This window comes from Pseudomonas sp. NFACC14 (assembly GCF_900106885.1).
GTDB classification, from domain to species: Bacteria; Pseudomonadota; Gammaproteobacteria; order Pseudomonadales; family Pseudomonadaceae; genus Aquipseudomonas; species Aquipseudomonas fluorescens_AA.
In genome coordinates this window covers 69,943-94,508 of the sequence record NZ_FNOA01000015.1, presented here as the reverse complement: position 1 = coordinate 94,508, position 24,566 = coordinate 69,943, and the positions used below count along the sequence as shown (strand labels likewise).

Annotated in this window: 23 protein-coding genes; 15 read left to right on the top strand and 8 right to left on the bottom strand. The window is 62.1% G+C overall.

All coding sequences use genetic code 11. The features are described from left to right. Positions 1 to 13: 13 nt before the first annotated feature. From pepP to gcvH, 7 genes are all read left to right on the top strand, one after another. Complete coding sequence (gene pepP, locus BLU85_RS20920; protein ID WP_092203196.1) at positions 14 to 1,348, top strand: Xaa-Pro aminopeptidase; 1,335 nt, start codon at positions 14 to 16, stop codon at positions 1,346 to 1,348. Beyond that, on the top strand, positions 1,345 to 2,532 hold the full coding sequence (gene ubiH, locus BLU85_RS20915; protein ID WP_092203194.1) for a 2-octaprenyl-6-methoxyphenyl hydroxylase: 1,188 nt from the start codon (positions 1,345 to 1,347) through the stop codon (positions 2,530 to 2,532). Before pepP ends, ubiH begins: the two co-directional genes overlap by 4 nt. Before the next feature lie 67 nt (positions 2,533 to 2,599). Beyond that, entirely contained in the window at positions 2,600 to 3,817 is a 1,218-nt protein-coding gene (locus tag BLU85_RS20910) for a 2-octaprenyl-3-methyl-6-methoxy-1,4-benzoquinol hydroxylase (RefSeq protein ID WP_170847614.1), read from the top strand. 217 nt (positions 3,818 to 4,034) lie between these two features. Next, a complete protein-coding gene (locus BLU85_RS20905) occupies positions 4,035 to 5,039 on the top strand; it encodes an extracellular solute-binding protein (RefSeq protein WP_092203190.1) in 1,005 nt (334 codons plus the stop codon). Positions 5,040 to 5,219: 180 nt separating this feature from the next. Next, the gene (locus tag BLU85_RS20900) at positions 5,220 to 6,836 is read left to right on the top strand and encodes an ABC transporter permease (RefSeq protein ID WP_092203187.1); all 1,617 of its coding nucleotides are present in this window, start codon (positions 5,220 to 5,222) and stop codon (positions 6,834 to 6,836) included. A gap of 155 nt (positions 6,837 to 6,991) precedes the next feature. Next, a complete protein-coding gene (gene gcvT / locus BLU85_RS20895; protein ID WP_092203185.1) occupies positions 6,992 to 8,074 on the top strand; it encodes a glycine cleavage system aminomethyltransferase GcvT in 1,083 nt (360 codons plus the stop codon). Between the two features lie 52 nt (positions 8,075 to 8,126). Further along, complete coding sequence (gcvH, locus tag BLU85_RS20890; RefSeq protein WP_092203183.1) at positions 8,127 to 8,510, top strand: glycine cleavage system protein GcvH; 384 nt, start codon at positions 8,127 to 8,129, stop codon at positions 8,508 to 8,510. A 180-nt stretch (positions 8,511 to 8,690) separates the two neighbouring features. Here gcvH and BLU85_RS20885 read toward each other — a convergent pair whose 3' ends face one another. From BLU85_RS20885 to BLU85_RS20865, 5 genes are all read right to left on the bottom strand, one after another. Beyond that, complete coding sequence (locus tag BLU85_RS20885; protein ID WP_072405965.1) at positions 8,691 to 9,008, bottom strand: DUF2388 domain-containing protein; 318 nt, start codon at positions 9,006 to 9,008, stop codon at positions 8,691 to 8,693. A gap of 68 nt (positions 9,009 to 9,076) precedes the next feature. Then, positions 9,077 to 9,526, bottom strand: coding sequence for an NfeD family protein (locus tag BLU85_RS20880; RefSeq protein WP_092203181.1), 450 nt, complete (start codon positions 9,524 to 9,526; stop codon positions 9,077 to 9,079). A 9-nt stretch (positions 9,527 to 9,535) separates the two neighbouring features. Further along, on the bottom strand, positions 9,536 to 10,456 hold the full coding sequence (locus BLU85_RS20875; protein WP_014340768.1) for an SPFH domain-containing protein: 921 nt from the start codon (positions 10,454 to 10,456) through the stop codon (positions 9,536 to 9,538). Between the two features lie 189 nt (positions 10,457 to 10,645). Continuing rightward, a complete protein-coding gene (locus BLU85_RS20870; protein ID WP_072405963.1) occupies positions 10,646 to 12,430 on the bottom strand; it encodes a type IV pilus assembly ATPase TfpB in 1,785 nt (594 codons plus the stop codon). A gap of 145 nt (positions 12,431 to 12,575) precedes the next feature. After that, positions 12,576 to 12,914: a hypothetical protein gene (locus BLU85_RS20865; RefSeq protein WP_092203179.1), complete on the bottom strand. Its 339-nt coding sequence runs from the start codon at positions 12,912 to 12,914 to the stop codon at positions 12,576 to 12,578. A 126-nt stretch (positions 12,915 to 13,040) separates the two neighbouring features. Here BLU85_RS20865 and BLU85_RS20860 point away from each other — a divergent pair, with 126 nt between their 5' ends. Next, positions 13,041 to 13,511 (top strand): Lrp/AsnC family transcriptional regulator, encoded by a 471-nt coding sequence (locus BLU85_RS20860; RefSeq protein WP_092203176.1) that lies wholly within the window; start codon positions 13,041 to 13,043, stop codon positions 13,509 to 13,511. Between the two features lie 125 nt (positions 13,512 to 13,636). Here BLU85_RS20860 and BLU85_RS20855 read toward each other — a convergent pair whose 3' ends face one another. Next, on the bottom strand, positions 13,637 to 15,004 hold the full coding sequence (locus BLU85_RS20855; RefSeq protein WP_053189063.1) for a CYTH domain-containing protein: 1,368 nt from the start codon (positions 15,002 to 15,004) through the stop codon (positions 13,637 to 13,639). Between the two features lie 158 nt (positions 15,005 to 15,162). On the opposite strand from BLU85_RS20855, the gene argE reads away from it, so the two are divergent. The 3 genes from argE to BLU85_RS20840 all read left to right on the top strand — a co-directional run bounded on the left by argE (position 15,163) and on the right by BLU85_RS20840 (position 19,543). Continuing rightward, a complete protein-coding gene (gene argE, locus BLU85_RS20850) occupies positions 15,163 to 16,320 on the top strand; it encodes an acetylornithine deacetylase (RefSeq protein ID WP_092203173.1) in 1,158 nt (385 codons plus the stop codon). Between the two features lie 137 nt (positions 16,321 to 16,457). Next, positions 16,458 to 17,756, top strand: a complete 1,299-nt coding sequence (gene argA, locus BLU85_RS20845; RefSeq protein ID WP_053126389.1) for an amino-acid N-acetyltransferase — start codon at positions 16,458 to 16,460, stop codon at positions 17,754 to 17,756. 461 nt (positions 17,757 to 18,217) lie between these two features. After that, a complete protein-coding gene (locus tag BLU85_RS20840) occupies positions 18,218 to 19,543 on the top strand; it encodes an OprD family outer membrane porin (protein ID WP_092203171.1) in 1,326 nt (441 codons plus the stop codon). Between the two features lie 90 nt (positions 19,544 to 19,633). Here the strand turns inward: BLU85_RS20840 and BLU85_RS20835 are convergent, their stop codons facing one another. After that, positions 19,634 to 20,062 (bottom strand): type VII toxin-antitoxin system HepT family RNase toxin, encoded by a 429-nt coding sequence (locus BLU85_RS20835; RefSeq protein WP_092203169.1) that lies wholly within the window; start codon positions 20,060 to 20,062, stop codon positions 19,634 to 19,636. Continuing rightward, positions 20,052 to 20,447, bottom strand: a complete 396-nt coding sequence (locus BLU85_RS20830; protein WP_092203167.1) for a type VII toxin-antitoxin system MntA family adenylyltransferase antitoxin — start codon at positions 20,445 to 20,447, stop codon at positions 20,052 to 20,054. Before BLU85_RS20830 ends, BLU85_RS20835 begins: the two co-directional genes overlap by 11 nt. 336 nt (positions 20,448 to 20,783) lie before the next feature. Between BLU85_RS20830 and BLU85_RS20825 the strand changes: the two genes are divergently transcribed. The 4 genes from BLU85_RS20825 (at position 20,784) to ssuD (ending at position 24,560) form a co-directional block, all read left to right on the top strand. Beyond that, positions 20,784 to 21,422, top strand: a complete 639-nt coding sequence (locus tag BLU85_RS20825) for a peroxiredoxin (protein ID WP_092203165.1) — start codon at positions 20,784 to 20,786, stop codon at positions 21,420 to 21,422. A 314-nt stretch (positions 21,423 to 21,736) separates the two neighbouring features. Then, positions 21,737 to 22,330, top strand: coding sequence for an NADPH-dependent FMN reductase (gene ssuE / locus BLU85_RS20820; protein WP_092203163.1), 594 nt, complete (start codon positions 21,737 to 21,739; stop codon positions 22,328 to 22,330). Between the two features lie 90 nt (positions 22,331 to 22,420). Beyond that, positions 22,421 to 23,386, top strand: a complete 966-nt coding sequence (locus BLU85_RS20815; protein ID WP_092203161.1) for a sulfonate ABC transporter substrate-binding protein — start codon at positions 22,421 to 22,423, stop codon at positions 23,384 to 23,386. Positions 23,387 to 23,411: 25 nt separating this feature from the next. After that, positions 23,412 to 24,560 carry an FMNH2-dependent alkanesulfonate monooxygenase gene (gene ssuD, locus BLU85_RS20810; RefSeq protein WP_092203159.1) on the top strand — a complete coding sequence of 383 codons (1,149 nt, stop codon included), beginning with the start codon at positions 23,412 to 23,414 and terminating at the stop codon, positions 24,558 to 24,560. The last annotated feature ends 6 nt before the right edge of the window (positions 24,561 to 24,566 follow it).

Here is a 24,566-nt window from a genome sequence, read left to right as displayed (position 1 = left end):
ACCCCGTCTGCCCATGATTCATATCCCGAAATCGGAATACAGCCGTCGCCGCAAGGCCCTGATGGCGCAGATGGAGCCCAACAGCATCGCAATCCTGCCCGCCGCCGCCGTTGCGATCCGCAACCGCGACGTCGAGCATGTCTACCGCCAGGACAGTGACTTCCAGTACCTCAGCGGCTTCCCCGAGCCGCAGGCGGTGCTGGTGCTGATGCCCGGCCGCGCCCATGGCGAATACATCCTCTTTTGTCGCGAGCGCAACGCTGAACGTGAGTTGTGGGACGGCCTGCGCGCCGGCCAGGAAGGGGCGATCCGTGACTACGGTGCCGACGACGCGTTTCCCATCACCGACATCGACGACATCCTGCCGGGCCTGATCGAAGGCCGCGACCGGGTGTATTCGGCCATGGGCAGCAACCCTGAATTCGACCGGCACCTGATGGAGTGGATCAACGTGATTCGCTCCAAGGCCCACCTCGGCGCCCAGCCGCCGAACGAATTCGTTGCCCTGGATCACTTGCTGCACGATATGCGCCTGTATAAATCGGCGGCGGAACTGAAGGTCATGCGCGAAGCGGCGCGGATCTCCGCCCAGGCGCACATCCGGGCGATGCAGGCGGCGCGCCCGGGGTTGCATGAGTTCAGCCTGGAGGCCGAGCTCGATTATGAATTCCGCAAGGGTGGGGCGAAGATGCCGGCCTATGGCTCGATCGTCGCGGCGGGGCGCAACAGTTGCATCCTGCACTACCAGCAGAACGATGCGCTGCTCAAGGACGGCGACCTGGTGTTGATCGATGCCGGCTGTGAAATCGACTGCTACGCCAGCGATATCACCCGTACCTGGCCGGTCAGCGGCAAGTTTTCGCCCGAGCAGAAGGCGATCTACGAAGTGGTGCTGGCCGCCCAGGAAGCCGCGTTTGCCCAGATCGCGCCGGACAAACACTGGAACCAGGCCCACGAAGCGACGGTCCGGGTCATTACCGAAGGGTTGGTGCGCCTGGGGCTGCTGGAGGGCGATGTGGACGAGTTGATTGCCAGCGAGGCCTACCGGGCGTTCTACATGCACCGTGCCGGCCATTGGCTGGGCATGGACGTGCACGATGTAGGCGAATACCGGGTTGGCGGCGAGTGGCGGGTCCTGGAAATCGGCATGACGCTGACGGTGGAGCCGGGCATCTATATCAGTCCGGACAACCGCAGCGTCGCGAAAAAATGGCGCGGCATTGGCGTGCGCATCGAGGATGACGTGGTAGTGACCAAAACCGGTTGTGAAATCCTGAGCCGAGGCGTGCCGAAAACGGTCGCCGACATCGAGGCCCTGATGGCCGCCGCCCGGACGCAAGCGGCATGAGCCGGGTCAATCTGGCGATCATTGGCGGTGGCCTGGTCGGCGCGAGCCTGGCGCTGGCCCTGCAGGCCGGTGCCAAGGCCCGGGGCTGGAGGATCACCCTGATCGAGCCCTTCGCCCCCGGTAATGCCTGGCAGCCAAGCTACGATGCCCGGTCTTCGGCGTTGTCCTACGGTGCCCGACAGATTTATCAACGCTTGGGTGTCTGGCAGGAGATTTCCCGTCGTGCCGAACCGATCAAGCAGATCCATGTGTCCGATCGCGGGCGGTTTTCCACGGCGCGGCTGTCGGCCATGGAAGAGGGCGTGCCGGCCCTGGGCTACGTGGTGGAAAACGCCTGGCTCGGCCAGTGCCTGTGGCAAGGCCTGGACCCGGAGGTGGTCAGTTGGCGCTGCCCGGCGCAGGTTACGCGCATGGAGCCACTGGTCGGCGGTTATCGCCTGACCCTCGACGACGAAACCACCCTGGAGTGCGACCTTGCCGTTCTGGCCGATGGCGGTCGCTCCAGCCTGCGCGAGCAGTTGGGCATCGGGGTGCGCAGCCGCCCCTATGACCAGAGCGCCTTGATCGCCAACATCACCCCCAGCGAAGCCCACAATGGCATGGCCTTCGAACGCTTCACCGATGACGGCCCGATGGCCTTGTTGCCGCTGCCGGAGAATCGTTGCGCGCTGGTCTGGACCCGCCAGGGCATGGACGCGCAACGGCTGGCGGCCCTCGACGAGCGCGGCTTCCTCGCCGAATTGCAGGGTGTGTTCGGTTATCGCCTGGGTACGCTGAAGCAGGTGGGTGTACGGCACCTGTACCCGCTGGCGCTGGTGGAAGCCGAAGAGCAGGTCCGTCCGCACCTGGCGATCCTGGGCAATGCCGCCCACAGCCTGCATCCGATTGCCGGGCAGGGGTTCAACCTGTCCCTGCGTGATGCCCAGGCCCTGGCCGATACCTTGCTCGACAGCGATCGCGAGCCGGGGGATTTTGCCGTGTTGCAAGCCTATCGCGAGCGCCAGCGCATGGACCAGGCCCTGACCGTGGGCTTCTCCGACCAGGTCACGCGGCTGTTCGGCAGCAGCCTGCCGCTGGTGTCCCTGGGCCGCAACCTCGGCTTGCTGGGCCTCGACCTGCTGCCTCCGGCCAAGCGCTGGTTCGCCCGCCAGGCCATGGGGTTGGGGACGCGTCCCGATGCGTGAGGCTGGGGTGGTCATTTCTTTTCATGGGCGGCTGATGTCGCCCGCAAAACAGGCTTAGAGCATGGAATTGCGTGCAGATCTGCTGATTGTCGGCGCCGGTATGGTCGGCAGCGCCCTGGCGCTGGCGTTGCAGGGCAGTGGCCTGCAAGTGTTGTTGCTCGACGGCAGCCCGATGAGCGTCAAGCCCTTCGACCCCCAGGCCACGTTCGAGCCCCGGGTCAGTGCCTTGTCGACGGCCAGCCAGCGGATCCTCGATCGCCTGGGCGTCTGGGAGGGCATTACCACCCGGCGTGCCAGCCCTTACACCGACATGCACGTCTGGGACGGCAGTGGTACCGGGCAGATCCATTTTTCGGCAGCCAGCCTGCATGCCGAGACGCTTGGGCACATCGTGGAAAATCGCGTGGTGCAGGATGCCCTGCTGGACCGCCTGCATGACTGCGACCTGGGCTTGTTGGCCAACGCCCGGCTGGAGCAGATGCGGCGTTCCGGCGACGACTGGCTGCTGACCCTGGCCGATGGCCGCACGTTGCGGGCCCCCCTGGTCATTGCCGCCGATGGCGCGAATTCCGCTGTGCGCCGCCTGACCGGCGTGGCGACGCGCGAATGGGATTACCTGCACCACGCCATCGTCACCAGCGTGCGCAGCACCCGGCCGCATCGGATGACGGCATGGCAGCGCTTCACCGACAACGGCCCGCTGGCGTTCCTGCCTCTTGAGCGTGACGGCCAGCACGACTGGTGCTCGATTGTCTGGTCCACCACCCCCGAAGAAGCGCAGCGCTTGATGGCGCTCGATGACACTCAATTCTGCAGCGCACTGGAACGCGCCTTCGAAGGCCAGCTTGGCCCGGTGCTGAGCGCCGACCCGCGCCTGTGCGTGCCCCTGCGCCAGCGACATGCCAAGCGCTACGTGGCCGAAGGGCTGGCGCTGATCGGCGACGCGGCCCATACCATCCATCCGCTGGCCGGGCAGGGGGTGAACCTGGGTTTCCTCGACGCCGCGGTGCTGGCCGAAGTGCTGTTGCACGCGGCCGGCCGTGGCGAGCGGTTGGCGGACGTGAAGGTGTTGAGCCGCTACGAGCGCCGACGCATGCCCCACAATCTGGCGCTGATGGCGGCGATGGAGGGCTTCGAGCGGTTGTTCCAGGCCGATCCGCTGCCGGTGCGCTGGTTGCGCAACACCGGGCTGAAACTGGTGGACCGCCTGCCTGAGGCCAAGGCCTTGTTCGTGCGTGAGGCGCTGGGGTTGAGTGGGGATTTGCCGGATCTGGCCAAGGCCTGAGATGTGGGTTGAGGCTTATGGCCTCATCGCGAGCAAGCTCGCTCCCACAGGTTTCACCGGATCGAATGTGGGAGCGAGCTTGCTCGCGATGAGGCCGGCACAGCCACCTCAATCCATCTGTGCAACATTTGGAAATGTGTCCGCCCACTGTTCGATTGAGATGCCAAATGTGAGTCCTTATCATTTGCGCCTCTTTCGCCACCCAGAGACCGCTACCATGTTGGCAACCAAGCGCCTGCTGTCCGCCCTCGCCTTGACCCTGATCGGCACCACTGCCGTCCAGGCCGCCGATGAGGTGGTGGTCTACTCCTCGCGTATCGATGAACTGATCAAGCCGGTCTTCGATGCCTACACCCAGAAAACCGGCGTCTCGGTGAAGTTCATCACCGACAAGGAAGCGCCATTGATGCAGCGGATCAAGGCCGAAGGCGAGAACGCCACCGCCGACCTGCTGCTCACCGTCGATGCCGGTAACCTCTGGCAGGCCGAGCAGATGGGTATTCTCCAGCCGTTCACCTCCCCGGTGATCGACGCCAACATCCCGCCCCAATACCGCGCTTCGTCCCACGCCTGGACCGGCTTGAGCCTGCGGGCGCGGACCATTGCCTATTCCACCGACCGGGTTAAACCGGGCGAGTTGACCACCTATGAAGCGCTGGCCGGCAAGGAGTGGGAAGGCCGTCTGTGCCTGAGGACCTCGAAAAAGGTCTATAACCAGTCCCTGACCGCCACGCTGATCGAAACCCACGGTGCGGAAAAAACCGAGGAAATCCTCAAGGGCTGGGTCAGGAACCTGTCCACCGACGTGTTCTCCGACGACACCGCATTGCTTGAAGCGATCAATGCTGGCCAGTGCGATGTCGGTATCGTCAACACTTACTACTATGGCCGCCTGCACCAGCAGAAGCCGGACCTGAAGGTGAAGCTGTTCTGGCCGAACCAGGCTGATCGCGGTGTGCACATCAACCTCTCGGGCATTGGCTTGACCAAGCATGCGCCGCATCCGGATGCCGCCAAGAAACTGGTGGAGTGGATGACCACGCCGCAAGCGCAAAGCATCTTCGCCGACGTGAACCAGGAGTTCCCGGCCAACCCGAAGGTCGAGCCGTCCAAGGAAGTGGCGGCATGGGGTGCGTTCAAGGCCGATACCTTGCCGGTGGAAGTCGCGGGTAAACGCCAGGCCGAAGCCATTCGCATGATGGATCGCGCAGGCTGGAATTAAGACGAGCTTGTGCTCCTGCAGCTGTGTAGGAGCTGTCGAGTGGAACGAGGCTGCGATCTTTCCCCAGACAATTAAGTCCCAAGCGAAAGATCAAAAGATCGCAGGCTTCGCCAGCTCCTACAGAGCCCAGCGGGAGTAAGATCCTTCGCCACGTGACAGTTTGTTTAACGAGAGTATTCCTTGACCCACCCCGCCCAACGCCGCTGGTACCCCCTGGTCTTCGCCATCGCTGCGCTGGTCCTGTTGCCCTTGAGTGTCTTGCTGCTGTCCTGGCAGAGCATCGACCAGCAAATCTGGTCCCACTTGTGGGATACGCAGATGCCGCGCTTGTTGGGCAACACCCTCACCTTGATCCTTGGCGTGGGTGTCGGCGTGACCTTGCTGGGTGTCAGCCTCGCCTGGCTCACCAGCCTGTGTGAATTCCCGGGACGTCGCTGGCTCGATTGGGCGTTGATGCTGCCGTTCGCGATTCCGGCCTATGTGTTGGCGTTCGTTTTCGTTGGCCTGCTGGATTTCGCCGGTCCCGTGCAGACGCTGTTGCGTGAATGGTTCGGCAGCGGCTTGCGCCTGCCTCGGGTTCGTTCCACCGGCGGGGTGATCCTGGTGCTGGTTCTGGTCTTTTACCCTTATGTCTATTTGTTGGCGCGCAGTGCCTTCCTGGCCCAGGGCAAGGGCTTGATGGAGGCTGCCCGGGTGCTGGGCCAGTCGCCGTGGCAGGCGTTCTGGCGTGTGGCGCTGCCAATGGCCAGGCCAGCCATCGGTGCGGGCGTGGCGCTGGCGCTGATGGAAACCCTGGCGGATTTCGGCGCGGTGTCGGTGTTCAACTTCGACACCTTCACCACCGCCATCTACAAGACCTGGTACGGCTTCTTCAGCCTCTCCAGCGCTGCCCAACTGGCCAGCCTGCTGTTGCTGGCGGTGATGCTGGTGCTCTACGGCGAACGCCGGGCCCGCGGCGCTCACCGGGCCAGTAACGAGCGGCCCCGGGTCAAGGCGCTGTACACGTTGCGCGGCCTCAAGGCCGTGGCGGCCAGTGGCTGGTGCTTCCTGGTATTTGCCTGCGCGTTTGTCATCCCGGTACTGCAGTTGGTGGTGTGGTTCTGGCAACGCGGTCGTTTCGACCTGGATGAGCGTTATGCCGGGCTGATCGTCCACACCCTCTACCTGGGCGCCCTGGCGGCACTGGTCACCGTCTGTGTGGCCTTGTTGCTGGCGTTCGCCCGGCGGTTGGCGCCGACCCGTCCGATTCGTGCCGGCGTCGGCCTGGCGAACCTGGGGTATGCCTTGCCCGGTTCGGTGCTGGCGGTATCGATCATGCTTGCGTTCAGCTACCTGGACCGTGAGCTGGTCATACCGCTGTCGACCTGGCTCGGCGGTGCAGGCAAGCCGTTGTTGCTGGGCAGCCTGTCGGCGCTGTTGCTGGCGTATCTGGTGCGTTTCCTGGCTGTGGCCTACGGTCCGTTGGAGAGCAGCCTGGCGCGCATTCGTCCGTCCTTGCCCGAGGCGGCACGCAGCCTTGGGGTCAGTGGGCCGCGACTGTTTTTCAAAGTGTATCTGCCATTGCTGTTGCCCGGCACCTTGAGCGCAGCGTTGCTGGTGTTCGTCGATGTGCTCAAGGAAATGCCCGCGACGTTGCTGATGCGCCCGTTCGGCTGGGACACGCTGGCGGTGCGGATCTTCGAGATGACCAGCGAAGGGGAGTGGGCCCGGGCCGCGCTACCGGCGCTGACGTTGGTATTGGTGGGGCTGTTGCCGGTCATCGGATTGATACGACGTTCGGCCCATCGAAACAGCTAGGTGCCAGTCCTACCTCATGCGGCTACAATGCGCGGCATTCGGTGCGGTCCGTCTGTCGGACCGGACAACTGAGAGCGTCAGAAAACTCCTTTTTTCAGACGTTCGCGCTACGCAGTGTCCGTCCGCACCTTCGCCAAGCCCGGAAGGAGAAACCCATGGGACAGCGTACGCCTCTGTATGACCTTCATCTCGCCCTTGGCGCGAAGATGGTCGATTTTGGCGGTTGGGATATGCCTTTGCATTACGGCTCGCAGGTCGAAGAACACCATCAGGTGCGTCGCGACTGCGGTGTGTTCGATGTATCCCACATGACCGTGATCGACGTCGCCGGCCCCCAGGCCAAGGTCTGGCTGCAGCGCTTGCTGGCCAATGACGTCGACCGCTTGCAAGACACAGGCAGTGCCTTGTACAGCGCGATGCTCAATGAGCGCGGCGGCATCGTCGACGACATGATCATCTACCGTGTCGAGGGCGGGTATCGCCTGGTCTTCAACGCCTCGACCCGCGATCAGGACCTGGCCTGGATGCAGGCACAGCTCGGTGACTACGACGCGCAACTGCTCGAGCGCCCCGAGCTGGCGATGCTGGCGATCCAGGGCCCCCACGCCCGGCAGAAGATTGCCGAGCTGGTCACACAATCCCGTGGGCAAATCATCCAGCAACTCAAGCCTTTCGAAGGGCGCGCCGACGGCGAATGGTTCATCGCCCGGACCGGCTACACCGGCGAAGATGGCCTGGAAATCGTCCTGCCCGCCCAGGAAGCCCCGAGTTTCTTCAACGACCTGGTCGGCGCTGGCATTTCGCCCATTGGCCTCGGCGCCCGCGACACCTTGCGCCTGGAGGCCGGCATGAACCTCTACGGCCAGGATATCCACCAGGATGTTTCACCGCTGGCTTCGAACATGGCCTGGAGTATCGCCTGGGAGCCGGCGAGCCGTCGGTTCATCGGGCGCAGTGCGCTGGAAGCCGAGCTTGCCAGTGGTGTGCAGCACAAACTGGTCGGGCTGGTGCTGGAAGAGCGGGGTGTTTTGCGCGCCCATCAGGTGGTTCGCATCGCCAATGTTGGCGAAGGGGAGATCACCAGTGGTAGTTTTTCTCCTACGCTTAGCAAGTCGATCGCCCTGGCACGTGTTCCGATGGCAACCGCCGACCGTGCCGAGGTAGAAATTCGCGGCAAGTGGTACCCGGTACGGGTGGTCAAACCGACCTTCGTCCGCCATGGCAAAACCCTGATCTAACCTTTTGCGGCGGGCCGCTGGCCGCTGACACTTTCTATTGAGGACACAGAATATGAGTGATATCCCTGCCGAACTGCGTTTTGCCGAAAGCCATGAGTGGGCACGCCTGGAAGCTGACGGCACCGTCACTGTGGGCATCAGCGATCATGCGCAGGAAGCCTTGGGCGATGTGGTCTTTGTCGAGCTGACTGAAGTCGGTAAGGCCTTTGCCGCAGGTGACCAGGCCGGTGTGGTGGAGTCGGTCAAAGCCGCTTCCGATATCTATTCCCCGATTGCGGGTGAAGTGATTGCGGTCAATGAAGAGTTGGGCGGTTCGCCTGAACTGCTGAACTCTGATCCGTACGGCGCCTGGATCTTCAAGCTCAAGCCAAGCGACAAGTCTGAACTGGACAAGTTACTGGACGCGGCGGGTTACAAGGCTGCCATCGGCGAGTAAGGACGACCGCACCTGTGGGAGCGAGCTCGCTCGCGATAGCGGTGGATCGGCGGCATTGATGTGGGCTGACACTCCGCTATCGCGAGCAAGCTCGCTCCCACAAGGGGTTGGGATAGCCTTGGGGTTTTCACCGGGCAAAAAAATGCCGCTCATCGAGCGGCATTTTTTATTGGTCGGGCATCAATCCTGGGCGACGGCGTTTTTCGCCAGGATCGCGTTGGCCAGTTCCATGTCGGTGGCTTGCAGGCCTGGGTTGTCGGCACGCACTTTCTGCATCGCCGCTTCCAGGTAAGGACCACGGATACCGCCATCACTGGCGACGAAGCTGCCGGCATCGTCCTGGGCGGCGACGATCAGTTTGTGATCCTTGAAGGTCAGGTAGGTGGAACCGGTGGTCGCACCGGACGAGATGACGTTACGCCAAAACGTGTCGGCCATTGCCGAGCCAACAGGAAGAGACAGCAAGGCTACGGTAGCGACAGCAAGTTTGAGACGCATGATAGGTGACTCCACTGGGTTAACTATGACGTTGGATTACCTGCGTCTCGATTCAGTTCCATGACTTGTCAGTCAGCCCGTTCCACCTGCAGCACCGCCCCCTCCTGCGCCACCACCCTGACCCGTGTGCCAACGGACGACTCGGGCCCCTTGGCCAGCCAGACACTGTCGGCCACCTTGATCTTGCCACGGCCATCGACAATCGCTTCATGCACCAGGAAAACCTTGCCGATCAGTTCCTGTCCGCGCAGGTTCAGATGCGGCTGATCGCTTTGGCGCACGGCGCTGCGCTGGCGTCGCCACCAGTACAGTGCCGTGGCGATGGCGAACAGGCCGAACAACAGGAACTGCAGTTCCCACGGCATCTGCGGCAGGATGAACGTGAGCACGCCGACTGCCGCGGCGGCCATGCCGATCCACAGCAGGTAACCACCGGCGCCGAACACTTCAAGGATCAGCAGGATGACGCCCAGCGCCAGCCAGTCCCAGTACGACATGTGTTGCAGGAACCCCCACATACGCGCGCCTCAGGCTTTCTTGCTGTCGAAGGTGGCCCTGACGATTTCGCCGATGCCACCGACCGCGCCGATGACCTGGCTGGCTTCCAGCGGCATCAGGATCACCTTGCTGTTGTTGGCCGACGCCAGTTTGCCCAGTGCATCGATGTATTTCTGCGCGACGAAGTAGTTCACGGCCTGGACGTTACCGTCGGCAATGGCCTGGGACACCACCTGGGTGGCCAACGCTTCGGCTTGCGCCTGGCGCTCACGGGCCTCGGACTCCAGGAACGCCGCCTGGCGGCTGCCCTCGGCCTCGAGGATCTGCGCCTGCTTCTTGCCTTCGGCGGTGAGAATCGCCGACGCTCGCAGGCCCTCGGCTTCGAGGATTTGGGCACGCTTGATACGTTCGGCTTTCATTTGCCCCGACATGGCGGCCATCAAGTCGGCCGGGGGGCTGATGTCCTTGATCTCGATCCGGGTGATCTTGATGCCCCACGGCGCCGTGGCTTCATCGACGGTGCGCAGCAATTTTTCGTTGATGCCGTCGCGCTGGCTCAGCATCGCGTCCAGCTCCATGGACCCCAGCACGGTGCGGATATTGGTTTGCAGCAGGTTGCGGATGGCGTGTTCGAGGTTGTTGACCTCGTAGGCCGCCTGGGCCGTATTGACCACCTGGAAGAAGCACACGGCGTCGATCTGTACCGTGGCGTTGTCGGCGGTGATGACTTCCTGGGGTGGGATGTCCAGTACGCTTTCCATGACATTGATCTTGCGCCCGATGCGATCCATCACCGGGATGATGATGTTCAGGCCGGGCTTGAGGGTGTTGGTGTAGCGGCCGAACCGCTCGACAGTCCATTGGTAGCCCTGGGGCACGACCTTGAAGCCCATGAAGAGAATGGCGACCACCAGGCCGATGAAAAGTAAAAGTACGCTACCGATCTGCATGACGGTTCCCTGTGCGAAGTGAGATGGACCTGCGAGCCCTGAGTGTAGGGCAAGCGGCCATTATCCTCACTCTGTGGGAGCAAACTCTGTGGGAACAAAGCTTGCTCGCGATGCAGGCGCCTTGCCTCCCCGGGAGACCGCGTCATTTTCATCGCGGGCAAGCCTTGCTCCCACAGCCTCTCGCCACCGCTACTTCTGTTCGCTCTGCGGTGTCACACGCAACACTTCTTCTACAGTGGTCAAGCCCGCCGCCACCTTTTGCGCCCCCGACAGCCTCAGGCTGCGCATGCCTTCCTTGAAGGCCTGGCGGCGCACCGCCAGCAGGTCGGTGTCGGGGTGGATCAAGGCCTTGACGCTGTCGGTCAGTTGCATGATTTCGTAGACACCGGCGCGGCCGCGATAACCGGTGTCGCGGCATTCCAGGCAGCCGACGGCCTGTTGGGCATTGCTCGGCAACGGTGCCTGCCAGGGTCGCGTCAGGGTCTGCCAGTCGTCTTCGTCCAGGGCCAGCGGGGCCTTGCATTGCGGGCACAGGGTGCGCACCAGCCGTTGGGCCATGACCCCGAGCACGGTGGCCTTGATCAGGTAATGGGGCACACCCAGCTCCAGCAGGCGGCTGATGGCGCTCGGCGCGTCGTTGGTGTGCAGCGTCGACAGCACCAGGTGCCCGGTCAGCGCCGCCTGGATCGCCATTTCAGCGGTTTCCAGGTCACGGATCTCACCGATCATGATGATGTCCGGGTCTTGCCGCATCAATGCCCGTACCCCGGCGGCGAAGGTCAGGTCGATGTTGTGCTGGACCTGCATCTGGTTGAAGGACGCCTCGACCATTTCAATCGGGTCCTCGATGGTGCAGAGGTTCACTTCCGGCGTCGCCAGTTTCTTGAGGGTGGTGTAGAGGGTGGTGGTCTTGCCGGAACCGGTAGGCCCGGTCACCAGGATAATGCCATTGGGCTGGCGGGTCATGTCCTGCCAGCGGCGCAGGTCGTCGGCGGAGAAACCGAGCTGGTCGAAATCCTTGAGCAGCACTTCCGGGTCGAAGATCCGCATGACCATTTTTTCGCCGAACGCCGTGGGCAAAGTCGACAGGCGCAATTCCACTTCGCCACCGTCCGGGGTCTTGGTCTTGACCCGGCCGTCCTGGGGTTTGCGTTTTTCCGCGACGTTCATCCGTCCCAGGCTCTTGAGGCGGCTGACGATCGCCATCGTGACCTGCGGCGGGAACTGATAGACGGTGTGCAGCACCCCGTCGATGCGAAACCGTACCGTGCCCTGCTCACGGCGCGGTTCGATGTGGATATCGCTGGCCCGCTGCTGGAAGGCGTACTGGAACAGCCAGTCGACGATATTGACGATGTGAGCGTCGTTGGCGTCCGGTTCCTGGTCACTGGCTCCCAGGTTGAGTAACTGTTCGAAATTGCTCAGGTTGCTCGGTTGCTGATCGACCGTGGTGGCGCCGCTGACCGATTTGGCCAGGCGATAGAACTCCACGCTCAGGCGCTGGATATCCACCGGGTTGGCGACCACCCGCTTGATCGGCAGCTTGAGCACGTGGGTCAGGTCGGCTTCCCAGCTGCTGACGTAGGGCTGTGCGCTGGCGACGGTGACGGCATCACGATCGACCGCTACCGCGAGGATCTTGTGGCGCTGGGCAAAGGCATAGGACATCAAGGGCGTTACGGCCGCCACGTTGATTTTCAGCGGGTCGATGCGCATGTAGGGTTGGCCGGCCTGCTGGGACAACCACAGGGTCAGGTTCTCCAGGTCCAGGCGCTTGCCGGGTCGACTGAGATCGTCCAGGTGCTGGTTGGCAATGAACTCCAGCGGATGCAGCTGGCTATTGGCGCTGTGGCGTCGGCGGGCGTTGAGCGCGGTTTCGGCCGAGTCCTGGCTGATGAAGCCCTGGGTGACCAGTTGGCGCAGCAGATCATTGAGGTCCAGCCAGCGGTCCTGAGTGGCGTGTTTGGTGGACATGCGGGTTCCTATTGGACAATTGCAGCAAAGCCGCGATACAGACGCTTCGGCGTCCTCGCTCGGTCTGCAAAAGAATAGTCCCGACCCCGTGGTCCGTTGGGCCACTACCCGACCAATGCGTTACCAGGTCTTGCCCATGGGCCGCTCAACCGGCCGCCTGGATCGGCTCAACCCCCGTAAATTCAACGCTTTGCAGGTCCACCGAGCACATGCCGATCAGGTTACGTAATTTTTCAGCGATCACCAGGGCTCGATGCCAACTCAGCCCGTCCAGGCCGATGTCCAGGGACAGCAGATCGTCGAGGCGCTCGACGCGCACGTGCCGTGGCGTCAGGCCCTGCAAGGCAAACAGGTTCAACGCCCGGCACAGCAGGTCCGGCTCGGCCTCGGCCAGCATCTGGTACTGCACCCGGCAATGGGCATTGGCGGCGTGCCAGACGTCGGCGCGGGTCGTGGTTGTGGCAACGGCTTCGAGTGGGGGCATGGCGGGTCTCCTGGGGGGCGGGAGAAATATTTACATGGGGTGCGGGGTATTTCTTATCTAAGATGAGTGGTTCTGACGATTTTTCGAATCGTATGATTCTCAAAACAATTCGTTGTGGGTTTATTTATGCAAAGCGAACTGGATAGCTACGACCGCCGGATACTGGCGCTGCTGCAAGAGGATGCCTCGCTGTCCAGTGCGCAAATCGCCGAGCAGGTCGGCTTGTCTCAATCGCCGTGCTGGCGGCGGATCCAGCGGATGAAGGAGGAGGGCGTCATCCGCGGTCAGGTGACGTTGCTGGATCGCAAGAAAATCGGTCTCAACACGCAGATCTTCGCCGAAGTGAAACTCAACGCCCATGGCCGTTCGAACTTCACCGAGTTCACCGAGGCGATTCGCGGCTTCCCCGAAGTGTTGGAGTGTTACGTGTTGATGGGCGCTGTGGATTTTCTGTTGCGCATCGTCACGGCGGACATCGAAGCCTATGAGCGATTCTTTTTCGAAAAGCTGTCGATGGTGCCGGGGATCCAGGAAGTGAATTCGATCGTGGCGCTGTCGGAGATCAAGTCGACGACGAGTTTGCCGGTGGTGCGCTGAGTTTTGTGGAGGATGTGCTGGCCCCATCGCGAGCAAGCTCGCTCCCACGGTTGATCTTCAGCGGCCACTGGAGGTGGTTGCAACGCTGAACCCCTGTGGGAGCGAGTTTGCTCGCGATGACGGCATCACAGCCGCAGCAAAGTCTTCCAGGCCCGATTCTGGTACACCGCAATCGCCTGCTGCTTGCGTGCATCCAGGGTTTCGTCGGTGATGGGTTGGTTGGCCAGTTGCGCCAGCTTGTTCAGCTCACCGTAAAGGCGATCCATTTCCGGGATTTCCAGCACATGACGGGCGTGGTGCAGCCAGGCCTGGATGCGTTCGATACGCGGCAGTTGCTCGGCGAGGTCTTCCGGCTGCTGCTGATAGCGTTGCAATTGCAGGGACGAGGATTCTTCGCCCAGCAGACGCGGCAGCCAGCTGCCCAGTTGCGCTGCGCCCTGGCGGTTGCCACGGGTGTTGCGCTCGGCGGCCCAACTGCGGGCCAGCAGCCAGCGTGAAGTATTGAGGGAAAACAGGCCCCAGCGCGGGTCTTGCAGCTCTTCAAGGAACTGCTCCGGCGCGGCCTTGCGCACGTCTTCGTCGTCCAGGCCAGCCTGGACCAGCGGACGCCAGTCTTCCAGCAACGCGTCCAGGGCCAGGCGCAGGTCGTGGGTCGACTGGCGTGGCGCGGCCTGGCCGAGGCTGCTGAGCAGGGCACGCAGTTCGGCGAGGTTTTCCACCCAGTCCTGCAGCAGGCGCCAGTGGCCATTGAAACGGTATTGTTCGGCCAGGCGTTGGCTGCTGCCGAGCAAATGCCAGCTCAGCGCGGCGAAGGCGTCATCCAGCGGCGTTTCGGCGGTCAACTGCGGGGCTGGCAGGCTCAAGGCATAGCTACCCGCGTCATGCAGGCGATAGCCACGCTCGGCCTTGCTGATGTCGCACGGCATCAAGGGCAGGGTCGCGGCCAGCTCGGCGGCCAGCTCCAGCAGGGCGGCGGGCTCGCCTTCGCGCAATTCCAGCTCCAGTTCGCAGATTTCTTCCTTCTGCTTGCCCACCACGACGTGGCCCAGGTCCAGGGCGGCTTCGATGACCACCTTGCTTTTGCCACGGCCCCAGGCGATTTCAGCGCGTTCGCGGACGAAATCGGTGGTGAAGATGGCCTTGAGGGTTTTCTTGTCCAGTTCGGCCAGGGCCTCGGGCCAGCATTCGCCGTCGAGCTTCTTCAAATCGAGCTTGGCCTTGGGCAGGTGCCAGTCGTATTCATTTCGTTCGGACAGGCCGGCGACGCTCTGGCCGCGGGTCTTGAGGGTCTGGATCACCTCTTCACCGTCGCGACGAAGGCGCAGGGCGACCTTGGCCCGGGCCAGGTCGCGCTCTGGCGTGTCGAAATACTGATTCATCAATTCGTGGCGTTCCCAGCCACTCTTGTTGCGTTTTTTCAGCAGCGGATGCTCGCGCAAGGCTGCCAGGGTCTCGCGGCTGACGCGGAGTTTGATTTCGGTTTCTTTCTGCATGGCCGGAAAATCCAGGGATCGGGTGCGCAGCCGGGGGAAGGTGTGGCTGCCAAGGCCGTGCAGTGTACAGGACTCGCTCATCCTACGCGCCGCGACGGTTTATTCCTTGCGCCGGATGGTTCTATGATGGACATCAATCTGTAAGCCTGGAGTCAGCGATGCCTTTGCCGTCCATGAAAGATCAATTCGCTGCCCTGATCGCCACGCCTTCGGTCAGCTGTACCCAACCTGGGCTCGACCAGTCCAACAGTGCCGTGATCGAGCTGCTGGCAGGCTGGCTCACCGAGCTGGGGTTCTCCTGCGATGTCCAGCAGGTCAGCCCCGGCAAATTCAATTTGCTGGCCAGTTTCGGCAGTGGTCCCGGCGGCCTGGTGTTGGCGGGTCACAGCGACACGGTGCCGTTCGACGGTGCGTTATGGCAGACCGATCCATTGAAGCTCACCGAGGTCGATGGCCGTTGGGTGGGCCTGGGCAGTTGCGACATGAAGGGCTTTTTCGCCCTGGCCATCGAAGCGGTCAAGCCGCTGCTGGACCAACCGTTCAAGCAACCGCTGCTGATCCTCGCGACCTGTGACGAAGAAAGCTCCATGGCCGGCGCCCGGGCCCTGGCCGATGCCGGCCGACCGTTGGGGCGCGCGGCGGTGATCGGCGAGCCGACCGGCCTGCGGCCGATTCGCCTGCACAAGGGCGTGATGATGGAGCGCATCGATATTCTCGGGCGCAGCGGCCACTCCTCCGACCCAAGCCTGGGCCACAGCGCCCTCGAAGCCATGCACGATGCCATGGGTGAACTGCGTGGCCTGCGCCTGCAATGGCAGCGTGAATTCCGTAATCCGCAGTTCAGCGTGCCGCAACCGACCCTGAACTTCGGATGCATCCACGGTGGCGACAATCCCAACCGGATCTGCGGCCAGTGCTCCATGGAATTCGACCTGCGCCCGTTACCGGGCATGGACCCGCAAGTGCTGCGGGCGGCGATCCGGCAGAAGCTCGAGCCGATTGCCGAGCGACACCAGGTCAAGATCGACTATGCGCCGCTGTTCCCCGAAGTGCCGCCGTTCGAGCAGGCCGAGGACGCCGAGTTGGTCCGCGTGGCCGAACGACTGACCGGCCATCGCGCCGAAGCAGTGGCGTTCGGCACAGAAGCGCCTTATCTTCAGCGCCTTGGCTGCGAAACCCTGGTGCTCGGTCCTGGCGATATCGCCTGTGCCCACCAACCGGGCGAGTACCTTGAAATGTCACGTTTGCAACCTACCGTACAGTTGCTGCGGCAGTTGATCGGCCATTACTGCCTGACGCCGACCACGGCCGGTTAAATTGCGCCCTTGCGGGCCCGTATTCATCACATGAGGAGAGCGCGCGTGTCGCCAAGCCTGTTCCGACGATAACCATCAGCCCGTTGTGCGTTCTGTTTCGTCTTTTTTTGGCTGTTATTTATTACAGGTCCAGGTTCATGCCCGAATACGTCAATTGGCTTCGTCACGCTTCGCCCTACATCAACGCCCACCGCGATTGCACCTTCATCGTCATGCTGCCCGGCGACGGGGTGGAACACCCCAATTTCGGCAACATCGTCCATGACCTGGTGCTGCTGCACAGCCTCGGCGTGCGCCTGGTACTGGTCCACGGTTCGCGTCCGCAGATCGAGACCCGCCTCGCGGCACGGGGCCTGACGCCCCATTACCACCACGGCATGCGCATCACCGATGCGGCGACACTGGAGTGCGTGATCGACGCCGTCGGCCAGTTGCGCATCGCCATCGAGGCACGCCTGTCCATGGACATGGCCTCTTCGCCCATGCAGGGCTCGCGGCTGCGGGTCGCCAGCGGCAACCTGGTCACCGCGCGTCCCATCGGGGTGCTCGAAGGCGTGGATTATCACCACACCGGTGAAGTGCGCCGGGTCGATCGCAAGGGCATCAACCGCCTGCTGGACGAGCGCTCCATCGTGTTGCTGTCGCCGTTGGGTTATTCGCCCACAGGGGAGATCTTCAACCTGGCCTGTGAAGACGTCGCCACCCGGGCAGCCATCGACCTGGCGGCCGACAAGTTGTTGCTGTTCGGCGCCGAGCAAGGGCTTATCGGCGAGGACGGACGGCTGGTTCGGGAATTGCGCCCGCAACAGGTCCCGGGCCATATGCAGCGCCTGGGCAGCGACTATCAGGCCGAACTGCTGGATGCGGCGGCCCAGGCCTGTCGTGGCGGCGTCGCACGCAGCCATATCGTCAGCTATGCCGAGGATGGCGCGCTGCTGGCTGAACTGTTCACCCGCGATGGCAGCGGTACGCTGGTGGCCCAGGAGCAATTCGAGGTGGTGCGCGAAGCGGCCATCGAAGATGTTGGCGGCCTGCTGGACCTGATCAGCCCGCTGGAAGAGCAGGGGATTCTGGTGCGTCGCTCCCGCGAAGTGCTGGAACGCGAGATCGAACAGTTCAGCGTGGTCGAGCGCGAAGGCATGATCATCGCCTGCGCGGCGCTGTATCAGATCGCCGATTCGGATGCCGGGGAACTGGCCTGCCTGGCGGTGAATCCGGAATACCGCCACGGTGGCCGGGGCGATGAACTGCTGGAGCGAATCGAAACCCGGGCCCGCGCCCAAGGGCTCAAGACGCTGTTCGTACTGACGACCCGGACTGCCCACTGGTTCCGCGAACGCGGTTTCGAGCCCAGCAGCGTCGATCGTCTGCCGGCAGCGCGGGCGTCGCTCTACAACTATCAGCGTAATTCGAAGATATTCGAAAAGGCCCTGTAGAGCCCGGCCTGAACCCATGCGCCACCGCGACCTTGATTTCAGACAATGAGCAGCTAGTCTGGAACGCTCAAGATCGCACCGCGTGCGCGCCGTCGTGATCCAGGATCGAAGCCATTGGAGGCGCCGGAGCTATTTCGCCGCAGGATGAGCGGACCTCGCAAAAGCCGCTAAAACACCATTCAGTAATCCTCAACGTCGCCGATAAGCCTTTTCACGGCTTGACGCGTTGAGGGTAACCATATGTCGAAAAGAGCTGAAAAGTAATGAAACAATTCTTTTTGGATTTATAGAGAATCCATTATCCTGCGGGCCGGTGTAGCAGGGTTAGACCTTGGTCGTAGTCACAAATGGTTACGATTGACTTGTTAGTCACGGTCTGGCGCTAATCGCGCATCCGCGGATTCCGGACGATCGATCCAGGACCAAAGAACACAAGAATTAGAAAACGAGAGGAGCGAAGCATGAACAAGTCTACCTTGGCCCTGGCTGTGGCCTTTGGGGTTTTGGCGCAGCAGGCAGGCGCAGCGGGTTTTATCGAGGACAGCAAGGCGTCCGTCAGTTCTCGCACCATGTACTTTGACAACGATAACCATGAAGGCGGTAGCGACCAGCGTGAGGCCGCCACTGGCCTGAAGTTCGACTACAAATCCGGCTTCACTCAAGGCGTGGTGGGTTTTGGTATCGACGCCCAGGCGTTGGTCGGTCTTCACCTCGACGGTGGCAAGGGTCAACACCCAGACAACAACTCCTTCTCCCCAAGTGACTCCGACGGCTCTGCCGAACACAGCTGGAGCCGCGCATCGGGCAACGTGAAGGCGCTTTTCTCCAAGACCGAGGCTCACCTGGGTGGCGCACTGCAGCCTAACCTGCCGATCCTGGTCGCCAACGATGGCCGCCTGCTGCCGCAAACCTTTGAAGGTGGCACGATCACCTCCAAGGACCTGGACAACGTCACGTTCAACGCCGGCCAACTGGAGCATGCGCAGGGTCGTGCCGGGACCAACAGCACTGGCCTGGCCGTGAACGGCGGTACTGAGGACAGCAACCAGTTCCGTTACGCTGGTGCCGACTGGAAGGTCACCAAAGACCTGACCCTGCAGTACTACTACGCCAACCTGCAGGATTACTACAAACAGCACTTCCTGGGTGCGGTACACGTTTTCCCGATCAGCGAAGGCCAGTCGTTCAAGACTGACCTGCGTTACTTCGACAGCAGCTCGGATGGCCGCAACGGCGACCCGGGCTATCGCTTCAACAACAACGGTGGCTACGCCAAGAACCCGGGCGAGGTCGATAACAAGACCTGGAGCGCCATGTTCACCTATACCCTGGGCGGCAGCGCGTTCCTGCTGGGCCATCAACAAGTTGGCGATGATGGTGGCTTCGTCTACCTGAACCAGGGCAGCCTGCTCAATGACGCCGGTCGTAACGAAGGCGCGGGTGGTTCGAGCTTCTACCTGTTCACCGACAGCATGATCCAGCAGTTCATCCGTGCAGGTGAGAACACCACCTTTGGTCAATACTCGTACGACTTTACCGGCCTGGGCGTTCCAGGCCTGAAGGCAGCGATTGCCTACCTGCACGGCGATGACATCAAGTCCGCTACTGGCGGAAGCGATACTTCCGAGTGGGAACGTGACATGCGTCTGGACTACGTTGTCCAGCAAGGTCCGCTCAAGGGCTTCGGCACGACCCTGCGTTACGGTTCTTACCGTGGCAGCGGCACTGGTATTGCCGACCAGGATCAGACCCGCCTGATCTTCAACTACACTTACAACTTCCTGTAAGACGTAGAAAAGTAAAAAAAGCCCCGCCCGGCAGTGCGCCCGGCGGGGCTTTTGCGTTTTGATCTGCGCATTTTCTCCGCCGGCTGTCCGCTAAGGTGCGGACTGCGTCGCGTCTTTACGCAGGATGAATGCACTGAACGCCAGGAAATCGTCCAGGTGTTGGGTAATGATCGCGACCATGATCGGCAGTTGCAGGGCTTGATAGTCATGCACGGCGATGTTCCTGAAGCCCACCATGTTCTTCAGATTTTTCACCAGGCCTTCAACCAGCCAGCCACCTTGGAAAAGCAACTCGAACACATCCCGGGCGCTTTGCGGGACGCCCAGTCGCTCCCGGCGAATCAAGTGCTGCCCCATGTCCAACGCCGCTTCACACGCACGTTGGATATTCAGAATGGCCGAGTCCTGACGAGTGAAATCAGTCGCGAAGGTAGCGGGATCCTTCTCATATTCCTCCCGTACCCTGGCGACGCAACGCTCGATACTCGCTGCTTTATTGATCAGTACATCATCGGCCATACACGATGCCTTCTTCCTGAATATCCTTGAGCAAGCCTGCTCGAGCTTCGTCGAAGGCTGTTTTCTCGCTGAGAACAAAACTTTCGAATAACCCCGCCTGTACGTCTCTGGCCCAGAGTCTCTGGCCTCGGGTCACGATCTGATATTGCATGACGGTGGTTGCCGCACGTAGGTCAATCAGATCCACCGGACTGCCAGCGATATCCGCCAAATCCCCTGAAAGCTGCCATAACGACACAGGGTCAACCTCGCCGGACAAGAGCACAGCCAAATCGACATCACTGTCAGGCCCGACGGTGCCCTGTGCATGGCTACCAAACAGGTAAACCGCCAGCAGACCAGGGAGTTGGTTTTGCAGATGAGTCAACAAGGCTTGAGTGTTCATGTTGCCTATCCTAGCCGCTCGTCCTGAAATCGCGTCAATAATTTCCGTAGTGTGGGTACAAAACAAAAAAAGCCCCGCCCGGCATCACGCCGGGCGGGGCTTTACGTTTTTTCGAGTCGGACCCACCCCTGTAGCCCTCCCCGAAACTTCTCCTCTTTCAGCAACTCGAGGCCTTCTCGAACCTCGATGTCGATCTTGGGCCGGTCGACGGAATGGCGCCAGTGAACAGTTTTTTATATTCACTAATGATCTAGATAAATGGATATTTATTCTTTTTAAATCAATCGAAACCGGTGCAAAGTTGGGCTCACGACAACCTCATCCAGGAGCCGCACCATGAGCCTCAGACTCGGCGACATCGCCCCCGACTTCGAACAGGATTCCAGCGCCGGCAAGATTCGCTTCCACGAATGGCTCGGCGACAGCTGGGGTGTGCTGTTTTCCCACCCGGCGGATTTCACACCGGTATGCACCACCGAGTTGGGCCTCACCGCCAAGCTCAAGGACGAGTTCGCTCAGCGCGGGGTCAAGGCCATTGCCCTCTCGGTGGACCCGGTGGACTCGCACCACAAGTGGATCGAGGACATCAACGAGACCCAGAACGCCGTGGTCAATTTTCCGATCCTGGCCGATGCCGACCGCAAGGTGTCGGACCTGTACGACCTGATCCACCCCAACGCCAGCGACACCTTGACCGTGCGCTCACTGTTCGTGATCGACCCGAACAAGAAGATTCGCCTGACCATCACCTACCCGGCCAGCACCGGGCGCAATTTCAACGAGATCCTGCGGGTGATCGATTCCCTGCAGCTGACCGACAACTACAAAGTCGCCACCCCGGCCAACTGGCAGGACGGTGATGAAGTGGTGATCGTGCCGTCGCTCAAGGATGAAGAGGAACTCAAGCGGCGCTTTCCCAAGGGCTATCGCGCCGTGAAACCCTACCTGCGCCTCACCCCGCAACCCAATCGCTGACGCATCATCTGATCCGAGCCTGTGGGAGCGAGCTTGCTCGCGATGGCGGTGTATCAGTCGACATCGACGCTGGCAGATCCGACACCATCGCGAGCAAGCTCGCTCCCACAGGTTGGGCTTTCTGTGCACCAAGGGTTTTGGCCGTTTCGACGGCCTTTTTTATTGCGCCAAGGAAAAGGACATCGTATATCTCAAAATTGCATAACCAAATGAATAAATATGATTTAAAGATATATGAATCCCCTGTTATGGTTTGACCCATGCAGCGAGATCGCCCGCCGCGAATCGCACGTGACAGTTAAGGAAGGGTAGGCATGTTGGTCGTCTCACTCGGTGGCAGTCCCAGCCAACGCTCCCGCTCAGGGGTGCTGCTGGAACGTTCGCAACGCTGGTTGCAGCAGCAAGGTGTGGAAGTGGTGAGCTATCAGGTGCGCGACTTCCCGGCCGAAGATCTGCTCCATGCCCGTTTCGACAGCCCAAAGGTGGTCGACCTGCTCCAGCAGATCGAAAACGCCGATGGCCTGCTGATCGCCACGCCGGTGTACAAGGCGTCTTTTTCCGGCGCGCTGAAGACGGTGCTGGACCTGCTGCCCGAGCGCGCCCTGGCCCATAAAGTGGTGTTGCCGATGGCAACCGGTGGCAGCATCGCCCATATGCTGGCGGTGGACTACGCCCTCAAGCCGGTGTTGTCGGCGCTCAAGGCCCAGGAAATGCTCCACGGGATCTTTGCCGAAGACAGCCAGATCGCTTACGGCGAAGGCAGCGCCCAGGCGCAATTGACGCCGGCCCTGCAACAGCGCCTGGACGAGGCGCTGGAACAGTTTTTCAGTGCTATGGCCCGTCGGCCCAGGCCGCTGGACCCCAATGTATTGAACGAACGTTTGCTGAGTGCTCGCTGGAGCATTTGAACCCCGAATACCCTGATTCAACTCACCTTACTCAGCCGCCAACGGCCCAGCAGGTGCAGCCAAAACCCCACAGCAGAAAGGAGAGGCGCCATGCGCACTGTCATTTTGCGTCGCGGGCTGGTCGCTCTGTTTGCTGCGGCTATGTCCCTCGGCGTCATCGCTCAAGCTCAAGCCGAGACCTTGCGGATCGGTTATCAGAAATACGGCACCCTGGTGCTGCTCAAGGCCAAGGGCTCGTTGGAGAAACGCCTCGCCGCCCAAGGCGTGGACGTGCAATGGACCGAGTTCCCCGGCGGCCCGCAGCTGCTGGAAGGCTTGAACGTCGGCTCCATCGACTTTGGCGTGACCGGTGAAACCCCGCCGGTGTTTGCCCAGGCCGCGGGCGCCGATCTGCTTTATGTCGCTTACGAACCACCGGCGCCCACCAGTGAAGCCATCCTTGTGCCCAAGGGCTCGGCCATCCAGTCGGTGCAAGACCTGAAGGGCAAGAAAGTCGCGCTGAACAAAGGCTCCAACGTCCACTACCTGCTGGTGCGGGCGCTGGAAGACGCGGGCCTCAAGTATTCCGATATCCAGACCGTGTTCCTGCCGCCGGCCGACGCCCGTGCCGCATTCGAACGGGGCAGCGTGGACGCCTGGGTGATCTGGGACCCGTACCAGGCTGCCGCCGAACAACAGTTGCAGGCACGCACCCTGCGTGACGGCAAGGGCATCGTCGACAACCACCAGTTCTACCTCGCCACCAAACCCTATGCGCAGAAGCACCCGCAGGTCATCACGACCCTGGTGGAGGAAGTGCGCGCAGTCGGCGAGTGGTCCAAGGCCAACCCTGAAGACGTGACCAAGCAGGTCTCTCCGCTGCTGGGCCTGCCGGCGGACATCACCCTGACGTCGGTGAAACGCCAAGGCTATGGGGCGCTGTTCCTCACGCCGGACGTGGTGGCGGCACAACAGAAAATCGCCGACAGCTTCTACCAGCTCAAATTGATTCCCAAGCCCTTGAGCATCAAGGACGTGATCTGGACGCCGCCGGCGGCCGTTGCGAACGCGCAGTAATTCGATTCCTTTAGGAGACCACTCCATGAGCCTCAATATCTTCTGGTTCCTGCCTACCCACGGCGACGGCCATTACCTTGGCACTGCCGAAGGCGCCCGCGCCGTCGATCACGGTTACCTGCAGCAGGTCGCCCAGGCGGCGGATCGACTGGGCTTCGGCGGTGTGCTGATCCCCACCGGGCGTTCCTGCGAGGATTCCTGGCTGGTGGCCGCGTCGTTGATTCCCGTGACCCAGCGCTTGAAATTCCTCGTGGCCCTGCGCCCCGGGATCATTTCCCCGACGGTGGCGGCGCGTCAGGCCGCGACCCTCGACCGCTTGTCCGGCGGGCGGGCGTTGTTCAACCTGGTGACCGGCGGTGACCCGGACGAACTGGCCGGCGATGGCCTGTTCCTCGACCACGAGCAACGCTACCAGGCCTCAGTGGAGTTCACCCGCATCTGGCGCCGGGTGCTGGAAGGCGAGACCGTGGATTACGACGGCGAGCACATCAGTGTGAAGGGCGCCAAGCTGCTCTATCCGCCGATCCAGCAACCGCGTCCGCCGCTGTATTTCGGCGGCTCGTCGGAAGCCGCCCAGGACCTGGCGGCCGAGCAAGTGGAAATGGTGCTGACCTGGGGAGAGCCGCCCGAGGCCGTGGCGGAAAAAATCGCCCAGGTACGGGCCAAGGCGGCGAAGCTGGGCCGTACCGTGCGCTTCGGTATTCGCCTGCATGTGATCGTGCGGGAAACCAACGCCGAAGCCTGGCAGGCGGCCGACCGGCTGATCTCCCACCTGGACGATGACACCATCGCCCGTGCCCAGGCCTCCCTGGCGCGCTTCGATTCGGTGGGCCAGCAACGCATGGCCGCCCTGCACGGTGGCCGTCGCGACAAGCTGGAAGTCAGCCCCAACCTCTGGGCCGGTGTCGGCCTGGTGCGCGGCGGTGCCGGTACGGCGCTGGTGGGCGATGGCCCGACCGTGGCGGCGCGAGTCAAGGAGTACGCCGACCTGGGCATCGACACCTTTATCTTTTCCGGTTATCCACACCTGGAAGAGTCCTATCGCGTGGCGGAACTGTTGTTCCCGCACCTGGACGTGGAGCGCCCTGAGCTGCCGAAAAGCCAGGGTTATGTGAGCCCGTTCGGCGAAATGGTCGCCAACGACATCCTGCCCAAAGCCGCGTCCCAGAGCTGAGGCGGC

Bases quoted from the DNA above. Each gene is read 5' to 3' on its own strand.
- pepP (WP_092203196.1), top strand. From the start codon at position 14: ATGATTCATATCCCGAAATCGGAATACAGCCGTCGCCGCAAGGCCCTG.
- ubiH (WP_092203194.1), top strand. From the start codon at position 1,345: ATGAGCCGGGTCAATCTGGCGATCATTGGCGGTGGCCTGGTCGGCGCG.
- BLU85_RS20905 (WP_092203190.1), top strand. From the start codon at position 4,035: ATGTTGGCAACCAAGCGCCTGCTGTCCGCCCTCGCCTTGACCCTGATC.
- gcvT (WP_092203185.1), top strand. From the start codon at position 6,992: ATGGGACAGCGTACGCCTCTGTATGACCTTCATCTCGCCCTTGGCGCG.
- gcvH (WP_092203183.1), top strand. From the start codon at position 8,127: ATGAGTGATATCCCTGCCGAACTGCGTTTTGCCGAAAGCCATGAGTGG.
- BLU85_RS20885 (WP_072405965.1), bottom strand. From the start codon at position 9,008: ATGCGTCTCAAACTTGCTGTCGCTACCGTAGCCTTGCTGTCTCTTCCT.
- BLU85_RS20880 (WP_092203181.1), bottom strand. From the start codon at position 9,526: ATGTGGGGGTTCCTGCAACACATGTCGTACTGGGACTGGCTGGCGCTG.
- BLU85_RS20875 (WP_014340768.1), bottom strand. From the start codon at position 10,456: ATGCAGATCGGTAGCGTACTTTTACTTTTCATCGGCCTGGTGGTCGCC.
- BLU85_RS20870 (WP_072405963.1), bottom strand. From the start codon at position 12,430: ATGTCCACCAAACACGCCACTCAGGACCGCTGGCTGGACCTCAATGAT.
- BLU85_RS20865 (WP_092203179.1), bottom strand. From the start codon at position 12,914: ATGCCCCCACTCGAAGCCGTTGCCACAACCACGACCCGCGCCGACGTC.
- BLU85_RS20860 (WP_092203176.1), top strand. From the start codon at position 13,041: ATGCAAAGCGAACTGGATAGCTACGACCGCCGGATACTGGCGCTGCTG.
- BLU85_RS20855 (WP_053189063.1), bottom strand. From the start codon at position 15,004: ATGCAGAAAGAAACCGAAATCAAACTCCGCGTCAGCCGCGAGACCCTG.
- argE (WP_092203173.1), top strand. From the start codon at position 15,163: ATGCCTTTGCCGTCCATGAAAGATCAATTCGCTGCCCTGATCGCCACG.
- argA (WP_053126389.1), top strand. From the start codon at position 16,458: ATGCCCGAATACGTCAATTGGCTTCGTCACGCTTCGCCCTACATCAAC.
- BLU85_RS20840 (WP_092203171.1), top strand. From the start codon at position 18,218: ATGAACAAGTCTACCTTGGCCCTGGCTGTGGCCTTTGGGGTTTTGGCG.
- BLU85_RS20835 (WP_092203169.1), bottom strand. From the start codon at position 20,062: ATGGCCGATGATGTACTGATCAATAAAGCAGCGAGTATCGAGCGTTGC.
- BLU85_RS20830 (WP_092203167.1), bottom strand. From the start codon at position 20,447: ATGAACACTCAAGCCTTGTTGACTCATCTGCAAAACCAACTCCCTGGT.
- BLU85_RS20825 (WP_092203165.1), top strand. From the start codon at position 20,784: ATGAGCCTCAGACTCGGCGACATCGCCCCCGACTTCGAACAGGATTCC.
- ssuE (WP_092203163.1), top strand. From the start codon at position 21,737: ATGTTGGTCGTCTCACTCGGTGGCAGTCCCAGCCAACGCTCCCGCTCA.
- BLU85_RS20815 (WP_092203161.1), top strand. From the start codon at position 22,421: ATGCGCACTGTCATTTTGCGTCGCGGGCTGGTCGCTCTGTTTGCTGCG.
- ssuD (WP_092203159.1), top strand. From the start codon at position 23,412: ATGAGCCTCAATATCTTCTGGTTCCTGCCTACCCACGGCGACGGCCAT.